Origin of the sequence: Bacillus cereus group sp. BcHK124 (genome assembly GCF_027712065.1) — a bacterium.
Classification (GTDB): Bacteria; Bacillota; Bacilli; order Bacillales; family Bacillaceae_G; genus Bacillus_A; species Bacillus_A pacificus.
Genome location: NZ_JAQFPJ010000009.1, coordinates 78195 through 97173, shown reverse-complemented (window position 1 = coordinate 97173; position 18979 = coordinate 78195). Strand labels below are relative to the sequence as shown.

Genomic DNA, 18979 nt, shown 5'->3' with positions numbered 1-18979 from the left:
TTGACTAACTTATATATACGAGTTAATATGTAATTGTAAACGGTATCAAAAAAGAAAAGAGGGACGGGAATATGGGGAAAGACTATCGTAAAACAGCAGAGGAAGTGTTGCAGTATATTGGCGGGAAAGACAATATTGAACAAGCTGCGCACTGTGTAACGAGACTCCGTATCGCTTTAAAGGATGAAAGTAAAATAGATAACGATAAATTGCAGTCTGTTTCATTAGTGAAGGGAGCGTTTCATAACGCTGGGGTATTTCAAATTGTAATCGGTCCAGGAGATGTTGATCGAGTATATGCTGAATTGATAACGCTTGCAGGTATGAAGGAAGCGACAGTAGCTGATGTAAAAGATTCTGGAAACCAAAAGTTAAATCCAGCTCAAAAGTTTGTAAAAGTATTTTCAGATGTATTTATGCCGATATTACCAGCAATCGTAACAGCTGGTTTACTAATGGGTATTAACAATCTATTAGGCGCAAAGGACTTATTTTTTGATGGGAAAAATTTATTAGATGTGTATCCAAACTTAGGCGGGCTTTGGGATTTAATTAATATGATGGCCAATACAGCATTCGTATTCTTACCAGCACTTGTCGGGTGGTCAGCAACGAAGCGTTTTGGTGGTAGTCCAATACTAGGGATTGTTATGGGATTAATGCTTGTGCACCCAGCCTTATTAAATGCCTGGGATTACGGAAAAGCAGCGACTGGTTTAGATGGTCAAAAGATTGAGTACTTCAATATTTTAGGACTGTTCCAAATTGAGAAGGTAGGATATCAAGGACAAATTTTACCTGTTTTAGTAGCAGCATTTGTATTAAGTAAAGTAGAAATCTTTTTAAAGAAACATGTACCAAATGCAATTCAATTATTAGTTGTACCAATTACAACAATCGTTGTGACAGGTGTATTAGCATTAGGAATTATCGGTCCGGTTACACGTCATATTGGAGATTTATTAACAGTAGGATTAGTAGGTGTATATGAAACAGTACCAGTAGTTGGGGCAGTATTGTTTGGAGCATTATATGCACCACTTGTAATTACAGGTATGCATCATATGTTTATTGCTATCGATTTACAATTAATTGCACAGCACGGTGGTACATTCATTTGGCCAATGATTGCTCTTTCTAACATTGCGCAAGGTAGTGCGGCACTTGCGATGTTCTGGATTTCTAAAAATCAAAATGATAAAAGTATGGCATCTACATCAGCAATCTCGGCATATTTCGGTATCACAGAGCCAGCTATGTTTGGTGTAAACTTACGAAATAAATTCCCATTCTATGCAGCAATTATAGGATCGGCTGTGGCAGCAATATTTATTACGTTAAATGGTGTATTAGCACCGGCTATCGGAATTGGCGGATTACCAGCATTTATTTCTATCATTCCGAAATCGATTCCCATGTTTATTGTCGGAATGATTATCACAGTTGTAATCCCATTTACGTTAACGTGGTTATTTGCAAAACGAGTAAAACAGAAGTAGGAGGAAGTTAAACATGAAGGATTGGCATAAAAGTGTAGTTTATCAAATTTATCCGAAGAGCTTTAATAGCTATTACAATAAAGAAACCGGTGATATAAAAGGGGTTACAGAAAAACTAGATTATTTAAAAGAACTCGGAGTAGATTATATTTGGTTAACACCGATATACCAATCGCCACAAAATGATAATGGATACGATGTAAGTGATTACTACCGTATTGATCCATCTTACGGAACGATGGAAGAGTTTGAAGAGCTTTTAGAAGAAGCAAAAGCACGTAACATTGAAATTATGCTTGATATCGTTGTAAATCATAGTTCGACGGAGCATAAGTGGTTTAAAGAAGCGAAGGAAGATAAAAATAGTCCATATCGTAATTACTATATTTGGCGTGATGAAAAAAATAATTGGCAATCTAAGTTTGGTGGGTCTGCTTGGAAATATGATGAAAAGACAGAGCAATATTATTTACATCTATTTGATGAGACACAAGCGGATTTAAACTGGGAAAATGAAAAACTTCGTGAAGAAGTATATGATATGATGCGCTTTTGGCTTGATAAAGGGGTAACTGGATTCCGATTAGATGTTATTAATTTAATTTCAAAAGATCAACAATTCTTAAATGATGACGGAAGTACAGCGACAAGCGATGGACGTAAATATTATACAGATGGCCCGCGTGTTCATGAATATTTACAAGAAATGAACCGAAATGTTTTTGAAGGGAAAGATGTAATTACAGTTGGAGAAATGTCATCTACGACAATTGATAATTGTATTAAATATTCAAACCCTGAGCGTAATGAATTAAGTATGACGTTTAGTTTCCATCATTTAAAAGTAGATTATCCGAATGGAGATAAGTGGACGAAAGCGAATTTTGATTTCATTAAATTAAAAGAGATTATGTCTAATTGGCAAATTGAAATGCAAAAGGGCGGAGGATGGAATGCGTTATTCTGGTGTAATCATGACCAGCCTCGTATTGTGTCACGCTTTGGTGATGATAGAGAGTACCGAAATGAATCTGCGAAAATGTTAGCGACAGCGATGCATATGTTGCAAGGAACGCCTTATATTTATCAAGGCGAAGAAATCGGTATGACGAATCCTAATTTTGAGTCTATTGAACAATATCGTGATGTGGAATCGTTAAATATATATGATATAAAGCTGGAAGAAGGATTATCAAAAGAAGAGATTATCGGGATTTTAAAACAAAAATCTCGTGACAACTCCCGTACTCCAATGCAGTGGAATGAAGAGATGAACAGTGGCTTTACAACAAGTACACCTTGGATTTCAGTGGCTGAGAACTTTAAAGAAATAAACGTAGAGAAGGCATTAGAAGATAAAGAGTCTGTATTTTATCATTATAAAGAGTTAATAGAACTTAGAAAAACGTATGATGTAATTACAGAAGGAGAATATGCTATTTTAGATAAAAATGATCCTAAGATTTGGGCATATACTCGTACTACAGAAAGTGAAGTGCTGCTTGTTATAAATAACTTCTATGGAGAAGAAATAACGTACTCTGTACCAGCGCACGTTCAATTAGATGGAATGAAACAAGAAATACTACTGTCAAATTATAGAGATGCCAGCAAGGACATTACAAAACTTAACTTAAGACCATATGAATCAATTGTATATCGATATACGAAATAAAAAAGGTTGTATGCCCGAGCGGCATACAACCTTTTTATTTTAGGACACCACTATACAAAATATTTACCTCTACCTCAGGTTTGAATTTTACTTTTGCATAATCTTTATTCCAATTTTTTTTCTTCCATAAATCAGGGTGATATGCGATAAGGTGTCTACCAATCCCGAAAGCATCACAATTTGCCTTTTGTAACTTTTTCGTTATTTTTTTCGCTTCTTTCGTGAGCTGTTTGGATAGTTCCTTATTTAGTTTTTTTCTTTCATCCATTTTGTAAAGATTATCTCTCGGAGCTTCAAGAGCTATAACTTTTAATTGAAGCTTAATGTGAGCATACACATTTCCTTTTTTATCTGTTGTTATTTTTAAGTCTCGTTTTAATTTCCGATTGCTCACTTCCATTGTTAAATAGTCAGATGTCTTCTCGGATTCATCGCTAGTAAGTTTTTGGGTTATACGGGCACTTGTTCCCATTTTTCCAGTTAATAATACGAATAAAACAGATTGTTTTAAAGGTAAATGCCCGGTCAATTTATCATTGTTAAATAAAGCTAATCCGTTTGTAATTACTTCTTTTCCTTTTATTTTTATAGAAGGGAGGGTAAAGTCTTTACCGGGATCTAACATTTTTGTAGCAGCTGTTTCTAAAGTTTCTTTTGGAAATACACTCATCTCTTCTAAGCTTTTCACTTTTTTCTTTAGAAAATCTCCAATTAACAAATTTCCGACCTTCTTTTTTTTCAGTATTTCGGATGTTTCACCATCTACTGCAATAAGTTTTACTAAAGCAGTTGGGTTTGTTGGGTCCCGAAAGCTGACATCTAAATAAGGTAGTACACCTTTTTTTAGAATTTTGGTTCCTAGTAATTGAACACCATATTTGAAATAACGAATATTTCCGGTTACATTTTTTTTCAGTGCATCGCTTGTATCTCTTATGTTATGTCCAGTTGCTGAATGTATTTCATTCTCGAATGAAGATTGCTCTCCGCTTGAACTTTTTACGAGCTCAATTGTTTGCTGGAGTTGATTCTCTTCCGTAATATCAGATCCAATACTATAAGCTAACCTTGCCTCCCTTAATGGTTCTTGATCCCAGCATCCAGAAAGGAGGGAACTAGTACATAATATAAAAATTAATTTAACTCTTTTTTTGAACATATTGTTCTCCTTTCTTATTTCTTATTACTGAATAAAGTAGAAATAAAAGAGGGAGGACAACGATGAAAATATAGGTGAACTTATCAGTGAAAGTTGAAATTACTTTTAATTCTTCCGGTGTATCTATAAATAAGGCTACACTAAAAGCAATAATACCAACGATTGGAACGGCCTTTTTATGATTAGCAAGATTGAATATATGTCCAATTCCGATTGAAGCAGCACAATAATAACTAGCGATAGAAGCTACAACAGTTATCATCCAAATTGGTATGAATAGTAAATCAGTTCGGTCTATAATTCCGATATGTAAGGAGCGTAATAAGTAAGCAACTGGTTCTGGAATAAGTTCAATTTGTTTTGGACTAAATACGATAAAGCAAATCCAAACGGTAAAAGTATAAAAAAGAGTTACAAATCCATTCGCGATAGAAATTGCCTTCAGTTTTGCAATAGAACTCCCATTTACTTTGGGGAAAGCGATAAGAAAAATTTCAAAACCATACATAGCTGTAATGGTTTCTTTGGATGCTTGAATAATATTCCACCATCCAGCTTCTGTAATTGGAAAAATATAAGAAAAGTCAGCCCGTGAGAGCCCAAGTCCAATTAAAAGTGCCATAGGTAAAATAAGAATAGAGGCCATGACATAAAATCGTACGATGACTTTAAACGTGTTATAAGCTACATAACAACAAGCTATTGTAAATAGCATGAGAATGGCAGACCAAGGAGTAGCTTGTAATATCCAAACTTTAATGACATTACAAGCGCTTAACATAACTGTCATACCGATAAGAGTGAAATAAAAAACATAAAGAAAACCTAATAATTTTCCAAATTTATTACCAAATAGCATACAAACACTTTCATACATATCTGCATCAGGAAATCTTTTTAAGAAAAGCCACATAAGTAAAATAATAATCTGAATTGCAAGCCCAGCGATGAGTACAGAAATCCATCCACCACCTTTTGCTATTGGGTGAAGACGGTTTGGGAGAGAAAGTATACCCACTCCAATTTGGCATTGAATAACGAAAAAGGTAAATTGAACAAGCGAAATTTTACTTTGCGTGTTTGTCACCGTCCTCATCCTCTCTCGTTACATGTTGGCGCTGCATTTTTTTCGGTTTTGGATCATGTGGTCGTTCCCAAAATGACCAAATTGGTAGTCTTACAAAAGAATCTTTCATATCTTTAATCCGCATTGGTGCAACAGGAGAAAGATATGGTGTATGAAAAGAATGAAGCTGACATAGGTGAACGAAAGTTATAATGAGACCGAATGATATTCCTACGTATCCGAATAGGGCAGCAAGGAGCATTAATGGAAAACGAAGAATTCGAACTGCTGAACTCATATCGTTTGATGGAACGAGAAAAGATGAGATTGCAGTTAAAGCTACAACGATAATCATTGTGTAAGAAACGAGTCCGGCTTTTACAATTGCATCATCAATTACTAAACCGCCTACAATACCGATTGTTTGCCCAACGCGGCTTGGCAGACGAATACCAGCTTCTCGTAATAACTCGAAAATCAGTTCCATTAAGAGAGCTTCAAAAATAGGAGGGAGCGGTACTTTTTCTAATGAAGCTTTAATTGTATAAACGAGTTCAAGTGGCAACACATCAGGATGAAAAGCAACCGTTGCGATATATATAGCTGGTAAGAGAAAAGCAATTAAGAAACTCACTAACCGAATCATTCGGACGAAAGAACCGACAATCCAGCGGTTATTATAATCATCTGGTGATTGATAGAAAGCAAATAATGTAACAGGAACGATGAGAGCTGTTGGATCACCGTCAGATAAAATAGCAACTCGTCCTTCCATTAAATTTGCAGCGGTCCTATCTGGACGCTCTGTATTTAATTGCTGCGGAAATGGTGAAAAAGACGTATCCTCTATAAATTCTTGTATATATCCTGGAGGCATAAGTGCATCTGTCTTAATCGTTTCTAACCTTCTTTTCACTTCTGTAACTAAATCGTCATTCGCTATATTTTGCATATAAGCAATTGCCACTTTCGTATGCATTTCTTCACCAAGTGTGAAATATTTAACGACGACGTTTGGACTTTTTATGAGTTTACGAATGGAAGCTAAATTGGTTGCTAAATCTTCTACAAAACCAGTATGTGGTCCACGTACAATGCCTTCATTATCAGGCTCTGCTATATCTCTCTTTAAAGATAAAGCTGTTTCGAAAATACAAAAACTGTCGACTTGTTCATGAAAATATAATGATTTGCCTTGTAATAAGAGCTGCACGCCATAATTTAAATTCGTTTCCTTTTTCATATTTAATGTAGAAAAAGCTTTATCTAAAGCTAAATCTGACCGCGTCAATAAAGGCTCAAGGGCTAATTGATGAATTAGATTTGGGTCTGCTAAAGATTCGATATATAGGATTGCTCCTTTTCCGTTTTGAAAAGGGAGATCCAATTTTTTTATATCGTCTGAATGACAGAGCTTATTTTCGATATAATTAATGTTTTCCGGAAGTGATGGAAACATATGCTTTTGATCCGTACTCTCTTGTTGTTCTTTTTGCTCTGTCATAATTTCCACCTCTTTAGAATAAAGTTACTTCTGTTAATTTTTGTTTTTTGTGAGAAATTTATGCTTGGATTATATGAGAAAACAAATTCTATTTTATCGGCTATGATTGTCCACGCATTATTCAATTTCATAGCAGTACTTCTCACATTTGTGTCGAATTAAGAAGATATATAGGAGGGATACATATGGAAATAGCAGTAGAACGAGTTTTTACAAAAGAAATTTTAGCAAGAGCAGCAAAGACATTTCATGTAACAGTGGAAGAAAAGCCACTTGGAGATTTTGAAAATTATATTTTTAAGGCAAAGGGTAATCGTGGCGAAGATTACGTATTGCGTTTAACCCACTCTTCTCATCGTTCTAAAAAAGAAGTCGAAGCTGAACTAGATTTTTTACGATATGTTGCGGAGAATGGGGCAAAGGTAGCAGGACCCCTTTATTCAGCATCTCAAAATCTTGTAGAAGAAATCAGAGCAGAGGATGGGACTTTCTTTTTCGCTTCCTTATTTACATATGCAAAAGGGGAGCAAGTAAAAGGAGAAGAATCGCCTTATTGGGGCGAGCCTCTCTTTGAAGCATGGGGAAAAGCGATTGGACAACTGCATCGTCTAACAATGAACTATCCTAAAACGGATCATCGTGATACGTGGGAAGAAGATGAGAGTGGGATTGTTAATGAATTAGAAGATGATCAAGTGAAAAAGATCGCTGCGGTATTAATGGCTGAGATAAAGGCTCTTCCAATTGAAAGAGAAACGTTCGGCCTTATGCACGGTGATATTCATCCAGGTAATTTTCATTATGATGGTAAAGAGCTAACAATCTTTGATTTTGATGATGCGGCTTATAATTACTTTATACACGATTTAGCGATGGTTCTTTATTACTCTGTTCTATTTACACCGTGGACAGCGGAAGAGAAGACCGATTTTGCTCGTAAACAATTACAAGTGTTAAGAAAAGGATACGAATATGAACATAAGCTAGCGGATAGTTGGTATGAATCATTGCTGTTATTTTTACGTTTACGCGATATAGGTTTATATGGCACGATTCAAAAGAAGTTTAAAGGGAAAGATATGCCTGATAACTTCTTGAAATTATCAGAAGAGCTATACGAAAGAATTATAAAAAAAGAAGCAATTGTGAATATATAATACATTCTGTTCAAAACAAAGTATATAAAACAAATATATACTTTGTTTTTTTATACAAAAATATGTTTACTTTATTAAAATAATATTGTCCTAGATTCGGTATACACTTATAATTTTATATATATTCTGAATATTCTTTATAAAGAAGGAGGGGGAATGTTGGAAGCTTTCGTAAATTGGTTAAATAATATTGTTTGGAGTCCAGCACTTGTTTATTTATGTTTAGGGGTAGGTTTATATTTTTCTATTCGAACGAAGTTTTTACAAGTAAGACATGTAGGAGAAATGGTGAAACTGACATTTCAAGGAGAAAAATCAGAGGCTGGTGTTTCTTCGTTCCAAGCGTTAGCACTTTCATTATCAGGGCGTGTTGGGACAGGGAATATAGCTGGGGTAGCAACAGCGGTTGCCTTCGGTGGACCAGGAGCTGTATTTTGGATGTGGGCAGTAGCCTTTTTAGGAGCAGGATCAGCTTATGTAGAATCTACACTCGCACAAATATATAAGACGAAACATCAAGGACAGTTTCGCGGTGGACCTGCTTATTACATTGAAAAAGGTTTAGGGGTTAAATGGTATGCTTTAGTATTCGTGGCAGCGACAATTCTAGCAACGGGGCTTTTATTACCGGGTGTGCAAGCAAATAGTATCGCTGTAAGTTTAGAGACAGCTTTTGGAATTAACACTACATTATCAGGGGCTTTATTGGTTGTTGTATTAGCTCTTATCATCTTCGGTGGAGTAAAGAGAATTGTTAACGTAGCGCAAGTTGTCGTACCTTTTATGGCTGTTGGGTATATTTTAGTAGCTTGTGTTATTGTCGCTATGAATATTGAAAAATTGCCAGAAGCATTTATGTTAATTATAAGAAGTGCGTTTGCATTAGAAGCAGCATTTGGTGGTATTATCGGTTTAGCAATTTCTTGGGGAGTAAAACGTGGTATTTATTCTAATGAAGCAGGGCAAGGAACTGGGCCACATGCAGCGGCAGCAGCTGAAGTATCACATCCAGCTAAGCAAGGTTTAGTGCAAGCATTTTCCGTTTACATTGATACATTATTTGTTTGTTCAGCAACAGCATTTATGATGATTATTACAGGCATGTATAACGTATTTGATGCAAGCGGAAAAAACTTTATCGTAAATAAATTAAATGGTGCTCAGCCAGGACCGGGGTATACACAGGCGGCAGTAGAATCTGTTTTCCCTGGATTTGGAAACGGTTTCGTTGCAATCTCGTTATTATTCTTTGCCTTTACAACAATTATGGCGTATTACTACATTGCAGAAACGAATATCGCGTACTTAAATCGTGATAAAGACCGTCCTTGGATGTCCATGGTACTAAAGTTTGTATTCTTAGGAGCTGTATTCTACGGTTGTATAAAAACAGCAGCAACAGCTTGGGCTTTAGGTGATATCGGTGTAGGAATTATGGCGTGGGTAAATATCATTGCGATTTTACTATTACAAAAACCTGCATTAGTTGCATTAAAGGATTATGAAAAGCAGAAAAAAGAAGGAAAAGATCCAGTATTCGATCCAGGGCCATTAGGAATTAAAAATGCTGATTTCTGGGAGCATGAATATGGAAAAGATAAGAAAGAAGAAGTATCGTAATGGAATAGAAATGAAAAAGCAAAGGGGAAATTCCTTTGCTTTTTTTATGGACAAAATGAGGCTGGAAGTTATTTTTTTGCCTATTTTTGAATATAAAAAGAATGTACATGCTTTGTTAGGGGAAGGGGTGAGTATGTTGATAGAGTTTCGTAACGTAAATAAATATTATGGTACCTTTCAAGTTTTAAAAGATATTAATGTGCAAGTGAAAAAAGGTGAAGTGGTAGTAGTTGTTGGGCCTTCAGGATCAGGAAAAAGTACATTACTTCGGTGTATAAACCAGTTAGAGTCAATTACAGATGGAGAGTTAATTGTACAAAATACGGAGGTACACAATGCGAAAACAGATATGAATGAATTACGCCGAAATATCGGAATGGTCTTTCAACATTTTTATTTATATCCACATAAAACAGTTCTTCAAAATATTACATTAGCACCTATTAAAGTAAATAAAATTTCAAAAGAGGAAGCAGAACAAACAGCGATGTTTTATTTAGAGAAAGTAGGAATTCCAGAGAAGGCTAACGTGTATCCACATCAATTATCTGGAGGACAACAGCAACGGGTGGCAATTGCTAGAGGGCTTGCGATGCAGCCGGAGATTATGCTATTCGATGAACCTACGTCTGCTCTTGATCCAGAGATGATCGGGGAAGTACTTGATGTTATGAAAACGCTAGCTAAAGAAGGGATGACGATGGTCGTTGTCACGCATGAGATGGGATTCGCGCGGGAGGTAGCTGATCGGATTTTATTTATGGATGATGGCAAAATCATTGAGGATACAACACCGGCGCAATTTTTTGCAAGTCCTGAACAAGAAAGAGCGCGTCTATTTTTAAGCCGAGTGTTAAACCATTAAAGGAGGAGTTTTATGCTTAAAATGAAAAAGTTGTTTACGTTAATCGTATTTTCATGTCTATTCGTACTTGTCGTTGCTGGATGCGGAAGTAAAAAAGATGAGGCGAAACAAACCAATACGAAGCAAGGCGGAGCCGTTGAGCAAATTAAGAAGCGCGGGAAGTTAGTAGTTGGGGTGAAGAATGATACGAACTTATTTGGATTGAAAAATCCTTCGACAGGGCAGGTAGAAGGATTTGATGTTGATGTTGCAAAGGCGCTTGCGAAAAAGATTCTTGGGGATGAAAAGAAACTAGAGTTGAAAGAGGTAACATCTAAAACGCGTATTCCACTACTGAAAAACGGTGACATTGATGCAATTATTGCAACAATGACAATTACAGAAGAACGTAAAAAAGAAGTCGATTTTTCAGATGTATATTTTAAAGCAGGGCAATCGTTACTCGTGAAAAAAGGGAGCGATATTAAAAGTATTGATGATGTGAAAAAGGGCGTAAAAGTGTTAGCAGTAAAAGGTTCAACGTCTACAAATAACATTCGCCAAAAATCACCAGAAGCGACTGTATTAGAATTTGAAAATTATAGTGAGGCATTTACAGCGTTAAAAGCAGGAAAAGGTGATGTTTTAACAACAGATAATGCAATTCTTTACGGCATGGCAAAACAAGATTCAAATTATGAAGTTGTCGGGAAAATTTTTACGGATGAGCCGTACGGAATTGCAGTGCAAAAAGGTGCAGATGATTTAACGAAAGAGATTAATAGTTTAATTAAAGACATGAAAGCAAGCGGAGAGTATGACAAATTATATGAGAAATGGATTGGGCAAAAACCAGAGAAGTAAAGTGATAAATAGTAAAAGCGAGAGGATGAGAGCACTCATCCTCTTCTTGTAAAGAAAGAGGGGAGAATATGTGCCTGATTTTTCTATATTAACGAATAACATTGATATGTATTTAGAAGGATTTAAATATACAGTGATGTCTAGTGTAATCGCATTAATAGGCAGTTTTATTTTAGGCATAATATTAGCGGTAATGCGTATTGCACCGATTCGCATTTTAAATTGGTTGGGAGCTGCTATTGTAGAATTTGTAAGAAATATTCCGCTCGTATTAATTGCATTTATATTCTATTTCGCTTTACCTGTAATAGGAATTACTTTAAATGGTTTTGTAGCAGGAACAGTTACGCTTACCGTATATACGGCAGCGTTTATTGCGGAAGTCATTCGCGCTGGTATTTTATCAGTCGCGAAAGGCCAAATGGAGGCAGCACGTTCTTCAGGATTGACTTACACGCAAGCGATGTACCATGTCGTTTTACCCCAAGCGATGAAAATCGTAATTCCTCCTCTAGGAAATCAATTTCTCAATTTAGTAAAAAACTCTTCCATACTCGGAATTATCGCTGGTATGGATTTAATGTATCAAGGAGATTTAATTTCAACGAAGACGTTTGTTACGTTCGACGTTTATATATTTGTCGGGATGTTTTATTTAATATTAACAATTCCGCTCAGTATGTTAGTGCGTTATTTAGAAAAACGCTTAGCAAAGGAGGCGGTGTAAATGGATTTTAAGGGAGCAATAACAGGTGATCATATTCTCTTTTTATTAAAAGGGTTACTTATCACATTAGAGGTAGCGCTCGTAGCGATTGTACTTAGCTTTATTATTGGTAGTGTAATAGGAATATTGCGCTACATGAAAATCCCTGTCGTCTCACAAATATTGGGGATTATTGTTGAAGTCATTCGAAACTTACCACTACTTTTAATTATATTTTTCACGTATTTTGCACTTCCAGAAGCAGGATTGAAATTAGAAATTATAACAGCTACAATTGTTGCGTTAACAATATTTGAAGCAGCAATGATATCTGAAATTGTTCGAAGTGGTCTATTATCGATTGAAAAAGGACAGATTGAGGCCGCAAGATCTTCAGGATTAACGTATGTTCAAGCGCTTTGGCATATTATTTTATCACAAGCATTAAGAAGAATGGTTCCGCCGCTTGTCAGTCAGTTTATTTCATTGCTGAAAGATACAGCGCTAGCAGTCGTTATATCACTGCCAGAGCTTATTCATAATGCTCAAATTATTAGCGGACAAAATGTAAATTATATGATTCCAACGTTTATAGTAGTAGCTTGTATGTATTTTATCGTAAATTATAGTTTATCAATTTTATCGAGAAGGTTAGAACTCCGTTGACTCTTACAATATATGTAAGAGTTTTTTTCTTGTTTCTCCTTATTTTCCTCTAAATAGAATCTAAATCTTGCAATAATTCGATTTTTTATATTATTTTATCAGAAAAGTTTTAATTTTATATAGAAAATGTAATCGCTTTCGTGTATATTTTTATTATCAGAAAATTTTAACAAGATATAGGGGTATTGGTAGGGGGAGGATTTAGATGCAGCAACAAACGAATGAGAAATTACATCGTACGATGAAGAGTAGACATTTATTTATGATCGCACTAGGTGGTGTAATCGGAACTGGTTTTTTCTTAGGTTCAGGTTACACCATTAATCAGGCTGGACCAGGGGGAGCCATCCTTTCATATTTAGTAGGCGGATTTATTATGTATTTAACAATGCTTTGTCTGGGAGAGTTAACGGTAGCAATGCCAGTTTCAGGTTCTTTCCAAAAGTATGCGACGAAGTTTATTGGACCAGGAACGGGCTTTATGATCGGTTGGCTATATTGGCTTGGCTGGGCAGTAACAGTAGGACTAGAATTAACGTCAATCGGTTTAATGATGAAAAGATGGTTTCCGAATGTTGATGTTTGGGTATGGTGCCTTGTATTCGGTGTTATTTTATATGCTTCAAACGCAATTTCGGCGAAAAGTTATGCTGAATTAGAATTTTGGTTTTCTAGTATTAAAGTAATTACAATTCTTGCATTTGTTGTTCTTGGTGGTAGTGCATTATTAGGGTTTATATCATATGACGGAAAAGAAGCAGCACCTCTTTTCTCTAACTTTGTAAGCGATGGTGGATTATTCCCGAATGGACTAGCTGCCGTATTACTTACAATGATTACAGTTAATTTCTCGTTCCAAGGAACAGAGTTAATCGGAATTGCAGCGGGAGAAAGTGAAAATCCAGAAAAAACAATTCCACGTGCAATCCGTAATACAGTATGGCGCATCATGTTATTCTTCATTTTAACAATGACGATTTTAGTAGGATTAATTTCTTGGAAGGAAGCAGGCGTAATTGAAAGTCCGTTCGTAGTTGTATTTGATAAAATCGGTATTCCATATGCAGCTGATATTATGAACTTCGTTATTATTACAGCGTTACTATCTGTAGCGAATTCAGGATTATATGCGGCAACTCGTATACTATGGTCACTTGCAAATGAAGGAATGGCACCAAAGTCTTTCCAGAAAGTAAATAAGCGTGGTATTCCAATTACAGCACTAGTTGTAACAATTGCTGTAGCTGCTTTATCTTTATTAACAAGTTTCCTTGCAGAAGATACAGTATACATGTACTTATTATCTATAGCTGGTTTATCAGCTGTATCAAGTTGGATCATTATTGCTTTATCGCAACTTCGCTTTAGAAGTCAGTATATAAAAGGCGGAGGAAAGTTAGAGGACTTAAAGTATAGAACACCACTATACCCAATCGTCCCAATTTTAGCTTTAATTACAAATAGTATCGTTGTTATTAGTTTAGCGTTTATTCCAGAACAACGAATGGCGTTATATTGTGGTATTCCATTTATCATTTTCTGCTATATATATTATTATATAAATAAGAAACGGCAGAAACCGATGAAGGTGGAGACAACAAATGAAACTAACCATCAAACAAGATGATATTGAGGCAGATTTATCGTATGGTCAATTAGCGATTGGAAAAGAAAACGGGTATTCACCGTTACAATTACTCATTTCTTCAATCGCAGGATGTAGTGCAATTGTCTTTCGAACAATTTTAGAAAAGAAACGTATTACATATGATACGTTTACAATTGAAACGGAAATTGGTAGAAGTGAAGCATTATCAAAACCAGTTGAAAGTGTTCATTTGCATTATAAAATTAAAGCACAAAACATTACAGAAGAGAAGTTGGACAAGGCACTGCAACTGGCAGTGAAAAATTGCACGATTGTTCAATCTGTAAAAGGTAGTATAAAGGTTACGGAAACAATTGAACTAATAAAATAAAACATAAAAACGTGAGAATACGGCTCTCACGTTTTTATGTTTTTAATAAAGGGGGAAATATGATGGAATGTTTAGGGTGTAAATTAGCCAACGAAGAAGAAATTATATATAAAATATATGAAGATGACTATGTAACAGGCTTTTTAGATCATGCACCTTTCTATCCGGGACATACTTTAATTGTGCCAAAACAACATGTTGTAGAAGTAGATGAATTAGATGATATTGTAGCAAAATCCATTATGGATGCTTCTAAGATTATTGCAAAAGCGATTAAGGCATTATATAAACCAGATGGAGTTACAGTTTGTCAAAATGGTGGAGTATTTAACGAGTTAACACATTACCATATGCATGTCGTACCAAGATATAAAGAGCGCTCGTTTGCTGAATTTTATACGGTACAATCGGGAGAAAAGCACAATCATAATTTTGAAGAGACTAAGCATTTGTTAAAAGAAGCGATAGAGCATATGCTGCTTATTGAAAAGGCGTAGCGGTCAGGAAAATTCTAATATTAAAAAGCCCAATTTCTCAGTTAAAATAGAGAAATTGGGCTTTTGTTTATCCTATTATTAAATTTTATCTATAAAAAGATTTTGCAGTGTCACAAAGTATGGTGCTCATTCGTTATATAGAGTGAGAGGAGGAATTATATGAAGGTTACAAACAACGATTATGAAAAGATGGAAGAGCTATATGAGTTGTATGAACAAAAGATTTATTATGTAGCGTATTCTATTTTAAATAATATTCAACAGGCTGAAGATGTGGTTCAAGAGACGTTTATTACTCTTTATAAGAACCTGGCAAAGCTCCATAGCTTGAGCACTGAAGAGCTTAAACGTTACATATTGAGGGTCACGAAAAACAAGGCGATTGATAGTTACCGGAAAAATAAACGACATGAAACATTTTTAGAAGAATATGAAAGAGAATCAGTAGAGGCAGTAGATGAAAATATTGAAGAGTGGGAAAAACGTAAAATGTCTGAGGTTCAAATTGATGCATTGCTAAAAGAGTTAAATGAATCTAATAGACAGGTGTTTAAGTACAAAGTCTTCTATAACTTAACGTATCAAGAAATTTCAAGTGTTATGGGGATAACGGAGGTCAATGTCCGCAAGCAGTTTGAACGCGCTCGAAAACGAGTCCAAACTATTATAGGAGGTATACAACATGACGAATTCAAAGAACTCCAAAGAAATATATGAACTTGCTGAAAAGATTGCTTTAGATGATTTTGATAAACTCGAAGAACAACATGAATTTTCACATACATATACGCGCAAAAAGAAATTGTTTATGGAAGAAATGAAGCTGAAAGATGGACAACCGCAGAAAAAGCGTAAAAGACATCGTATGTTAATCGCTGCTGCTTGCTTATTGATTGGCATGCCGACAACCGTTTTTGGTGCAGTGAAAGTCTATAATATGATTGTTCAAAAACAAAATTACGAAGTAAATGTTTCCTTAACAAATAAGGATTCGAAAAAGAGTGATAAGTGGTATAAGTTGAAGGTTGGTAAATTGCCAGAAAATATGGAAGCAATTGATGACTCTGCTATGAAATATTCATTTAAAGATAATGACGCAATGGGTGGGTTTTCATTTAGTCTTTGGAGGGTAGGGGAAAATGCGGACTTTCAGACTTTGTACTCAAAAAGCTATGAAGAAAAAGAGATAAATGGTAAGAAAGCAGTAATTATTCATAAAGAAACTGGAAACAACAATGTAATGTTTGACAGGAAGGTCTTTCTCTTTTTTGAGAAAGAAGGGATTATGTTAGAAAGTTTTATTGGATCAGATATAAACGAAGAACAAATGATAGATGTGTTAGGGAATATTTCCCTTGAGCCTACGTCAAAAGAAAAGGCATCATATATAGCAGATTATGATGAAAATCGCTTTACCAAAGCAGCTGAACCGAAAGAAAATAAGGTGATTCCATTGAAAAAAGATAGTAAACGACTATTTCATATAGGACAAAAGGTGCCAGTAACGATATCTATGGATAACAGCCAAATTGAATATGTGATAGAAAAAGTTGAAGTCTTTGATTCAATCAAAGATTTTAAACAAGAGAACTTTAATGAACTTGGCCTAGAGATATTAAGCAAGAATAAGGCTTTAGATCAGACGGGAAAATTACTATCGTACAGACGAGATGAATATAAATTAGGGAATGGTAAAGATTCAATTGATACATTAGTAGATTCGAAATTAGTTAATGTTAAATTTGTCTATTTAACAACAACAGTGAAAAATATTGGTAAAAAGTCGACAGAAGAAATCTATATGCATCCATCCATAAAACAGCTTAAATTTGAAGGGAATGCATGGAAATACGCTAAAGAAGAGGGAATGGACGCAACGCGTATTATGACAGGTGAAGTTGATTATTTAGAACCTCACGGAGATGGAAAAAGTTTTTACAATATTGGCAGTATCCGACCAGGACAAACGATGAAAGTTAACTTAGGTTATTTTGTAGATGAGGATAAACTAGATTCAATCTTTCTTGATGCTTTCCATTACAGAAGGGATGGTGGCACTGAAAATATGAATGCGAAACATCGTTGGTGGTTTGATATTCGTCAACAGTCAAAATAATAGAAACAAATGGACGAAAAAGGCTGCTTATATTTTGCAGCTTTTTTCGTCTCCATACATATGTAAAATTTCTTTCGCACGTATACGTAAACCATCTATCAATTCTGTCGGTTCTAACACTTGTGCATCTTTTCCAAGCCTATAAAATAAAGGCGTAATAAAATTGATTTCTCCTTTATCAATTGTTGAATGTATATATCCTGTCCCATCTTCGTTTACTACTACGAATTCTTCAAGGTAAGGAACGCTTTTACATTGGCGTACACCTTCTGTTGTTAGTAAAACATGTAATTGGATAGGAATGTTTATGACGTTAGAGTTAGAGTCGAACCATTCTTCTAAATTCATGAACGTATCTTTATTTTCTTCTGTTGATAATAAAGAAAGAATACGATCAACGCGATACAGTAATACTTTTTTTCTACTGAAGTCGTAGGATGGTAAGTACCATAGCCCGTCATGAGCATATACACCGATAGGATGAACATGTTTTGTTTTTATCCCCGATTTAGATTCGTATTGAAAGTGTAAATCTTTATTTTCAATAGCCGCGGTTAACACTTCATTTAAAAGAGGTGTATCAATTGTTCTCTTCGGATTCCAGAAAGCAATATAAGAGCGTATTTTATCAACTTTCGCTTTCGCATCATGTTGTAGAGAGCTGTACAGTTTGTGTGTAACGGAATTGATTTCTGTATTAAAAGGTAAGTCTCGGTAGTAGCTTAAAGATTGAAATGCAAAAAAGATGGAGACTGCTTCTTCTTCCGTAAATAAAATAGGGGGAATGACTCTATTCGTTAATACTTTATAGCCGCCGTTACGACCTTGTTCTGCGTAAATGGGCAACCCCATATCACTCAAATCTAAAATGTATCTATGAACCGTACGAACGGAAATATTAAATTCATCAGCTATTTCTTGCGCTGTAAATGTCTTTTTTGCAGAAGCAAATATAAGAATATCTAATAAGCGTTTAGCTTTTGACAAATGTATCACCTTTTTCTTTTTAACATGACATAAATTGTCATGTTTTATTGTTAGTATATTGTTTACATCATATGTTATCAAGATGAGATGCAAGGAGGGAAAGAGATGTCACGTGAAATTGTTTTATTTATTGCGGCGAGCTTAGATGGATATATTGCCAAAGAAGATGATGATTTACAGTGGTTAATGGAAACAGAAGGAGAGGGAGATAACGGTTATACAGAAATGTATGAAACAATTGATACGATAATCATGGGAAAAAGAACGTACGATTATGTAGTAGAGCATATGGAAACATTCCCGTATGTAGATAAAAAATGTTATGTTTTCTCTAACTCAGAAAAAGGTTCAAATGAATACGTGGAGTTTGTAAGTGAAGATGTAGTGGAGTTTACAAAAAGGTTGAAAGAGCAAGAAGGATCTAAAATATGGATGGTTGGTGGAGGAAGTCTACTAAGAGAATTCTTTAAGAATAATTTAATTGATGAATATGTTGTTACGATTACACCGCATATATTAGGCTCGGGAGTTCCGTTATTCCAAGATAAGAACCCGGAAATTCATTTAACTTTAACAGATACGAAACGTTTTGGGCAATTTGTAAATTTATATTATAAAGTAAGATGATAAAGAAACACGA

At 35.1% G+C, this 18979-nt stretch carries 18 protein-coding genes and 1 pseudogene; 15 read left to right on the top strand and 4 right to left on the bottom strand.

What is annotated here, in order from left to right; genetic code table 11:
• The first annotated feature begins 71 nt into the window (after window positions 1-71).
• Window positions 72-1499 carry a PTS system trehalose-specific EIIBC component gene (gene treP, locus PDK19_RS15745; protein ID WP_074568116.1) on the top strand — a complete coding sequence of 476 codons (1428 nt, stop codon included), beginning with the start codon at window positions 72-74 and terminating at the stop codon, window positions 1497-1499.
• 13 nt (window positions 1500-1512) lie between these two features.
• The gene (treC, locus tag PDK19_RS15740) at window positions 1513-3174 is read left to right on the top strand and encodes an alpha,alpha-phosphotrehalase (RefSeq protein WP_088106341.1); all 1662 of its coding nucleotides are present in this window, start codon (window positions 1513-1515) and stop codon (window positions 3172-3174) included.
• Between the two features lie 34 nt (window positions 3175-3208).
• Here treC and gerKC read toward each other — a convergent pair whose 3' ends face one another.
• Genes gerKC through gerKA form a run of 3 tightly spaced genes read right to left on the bottom strand, consistent with a single transcriptional unit; the run spans window position 3209 to window position 6903 of the window.
• Window positions 3209-4333 (bottom strand): spore germination protein GerKC, encoded by a 1125-nt coding sequence (gerKC, locus tag PDK19_RS15735; protein ID WP_270707542.1) that lies wholly within the window; start codon window positions 4331-4333, stop codon window positions 3209-3211.
• Window positions 4314-5420, bottom strand: a complete 1107-nt coding sequence (locus PDK19_RS15730; RefSeq protein WP_000185802.1) for a GerAB/ArcD/ProY family transporter — start codon at window positions 5418-5420, stop codon at window positions 4314-4316. The genes gerKC and PDK19_RS15730 overlap by 20 nt, the downstream gene beginning before the upstream one ends.
• Window positions 5401-6903, bottom strand: coding sequence for a spore germination protein GerKA (gene gerKA, locus PDK19_RS15725; protein ID WP_270707540.1), 1503 nt, complete (start codon window positions 6901-6903; stop codon window positions 5401-5403). Before gerKA ends, PDK19_RS15730 begins: the two co-directional genes overlap by 20 nt.
• Before the next feature lie 69 nt (window positions 6904-6972).
• Between gerKA and PDK19_RS15720 the strand changes: the two are divergent.
• From PDK19_RS15720 to PDK19_RS15665, 12 genes and pseudogenes are all read left to right on the top strand, one after another.
• Window positions 6973-7065 (top strand): annotated as a pseudogene (locus PDK19_RS15720) (CPBP family intramembrane glutamate endopeptidase); the annotation flags it as partial.
• 23 nt (window positions 7066-7088) lie between these two features.
• Window positions 7089-8060, top strand: a complete 972-nt coding sequence (locus tag PDK19_RS15715) for a phosphotransferase enzyme family protein (protein ID WP_074568113.1) — start codon at window positions 7089-7091, stop codon at window positions 8058-8060.
• 159 nt (window positions 8061-8219) lie between these two features.
• Window positions 8220-9680 carry an alanine/glycine:cation symporter family protein gene (locus tag PDK19_RS15710; RefSeq protein ID WP_014893318.1) on the top strand — a complete coding sequence of 487 codons (1461 nt, stop codon included), beginning with the start codon at window positions 8220-8222 and terminating at the stop codon, window positions 9678-9680.
• A gap of 136 nt (window positions 9681-9816) precedes the next feature.
• Window positions 9817-10545: an amino acid ABC transporter ATP-binding protein gene (locus PDK19_RS15705; protein WP_014893317.1), complete on the top strand. Its 729-nt coding sequence runs from the start codon at window positions 9817-9819 to the stop codon at window positions 10543-10545.
• A 12-nt stretch (window positions 10546-10557) separates the two neighbouring features.
• Window positions 10558-11388 (top strand): glutamine ABC transporter substrate-binding protein GlnH, encoded by an 831-nt coding sequence (gene glnH / locus PDK19_RS15700; protein ID WP_270707537.1) that lies wholly within the window; start codon window positions 10558-10560, stop codon window positions 11386-11388.
• 70 nt (window positions 11389-11458) lie between these two features.
• Window positions 11459-12115 carry an amino acid ABC transporter permease gene (locus tag PDK19_RS15695; RefSeq protein ID WP_001112660.1) on the top strand — a complete coding sequence of 219 codons (657 nt, stop codon included), beginning with the start codon at window positions 11459-11461 and terminating at the stop codon, window positions 12113-12115.
• Window positions 12116-12760 (top strand): amino acid ABC transporter permease, encoded by a 645-nt coding sequence (locus PDK19_RS15690; RefSeq protein WP_270707535.1) that lies wholly within the window; start codon window positions 12116-12118, stop codon window positions 12758-12760.
• Window positions 12761-12965: 205 nt separating this feature from the next.
• A complete protein-coding gene (locus PDK19_RS15685) occupies window positions 12966-14387 on the top strand; it encodes an amino acid permease (protein WP_001187348.1) in 1422 nt (473 codons plus the stop codon).
• Window positions 14362-14739, top strand: coding sequence for an OsmC family protein (locus PDK19_RS15680; protein WP_000778861.1), 378 nt, complete (start codon window positions 14362-14364; stop codon window positions 14737-14739). Before PDK19_RS15685 ends, PDK19_RS15680 begins: the two co-directional genes overlap by 26 nt.
• A gap of 62 nt (window positions 14740-14801) precedes the next feature.
• Window positions 14802-15236 (top strand): HIT family protein, encoded by a 435-nt coding sequence (locus tag PDK19_RS15675; RefSeq protein WP_000388967.1) that lies wholly within the window; start codon window positions 14802-14804, stop codon window positions 15234-15236.
• A 159-nt stretch (window positions 15237-15395) separates the two neighbouring features.
• Window positions 15396-15953 carry an RNA polymerase sigma factor gene (locus PDK19_RS15670; RefSeq protein ID WP_000869281.1) on the top strand — a complete coding sequence of 186 codons (558 nt, stop codon included), beginning with the start codon at window positions 15396-15398 and terminating at the stop codon, window positions 15951-15953.
• Window positions 15919-17352 (top strand): DUF4367 domain-containing protein, encoded by a 1434-nt coding sequence (locus PDK19_RS15665; RefSeq protein ID WP_270707531.1) that lies wholly within the window; start codon window positions 15919-15921, stop codon window positions 17350-17352. Before PDK19_RS15670 ends, PDK19_RS15665 begins: the two co-directional genes overlap by 35 nt.
• A gap of 27 nt (window positions 17353-17379) precedes the next feature.
• Here the strand turns inward: PDK19_RS15665 and PDK19_RS15660 are convergent, their stop codons facing one another.
• The gene (locus tag PDK19_RS15660; protein ID WP_000030247.1) at window positions 17380-18339 is read right to left on the bottom strand and encodes a helix-turn-helix transcriptional regulator; all 960 of its coding nucleotides are present in this window, start codon (window positions 18337-18339) and stop codon (window positions 17380-17382) included.
• 105 nt (window positions 18340-18444) lie between these two features.
• Between PDK19_RS15660 and PDK19_RS15655 the strand changes: the two genes are divergently transcribed.
• On the top strand, window positions 18445-18966 hold the full coding sequence (locus PDK19_RS15655; RefSeq protein ID WP_000085774.1) for a dihydrofolate reductase family protein: 522 nt from the start codon (window positions 18445-18447) through the stop codon (window positions 18964-18966).
• Window positions 18967-18979 lie beyond the last annotated feature (13 nt).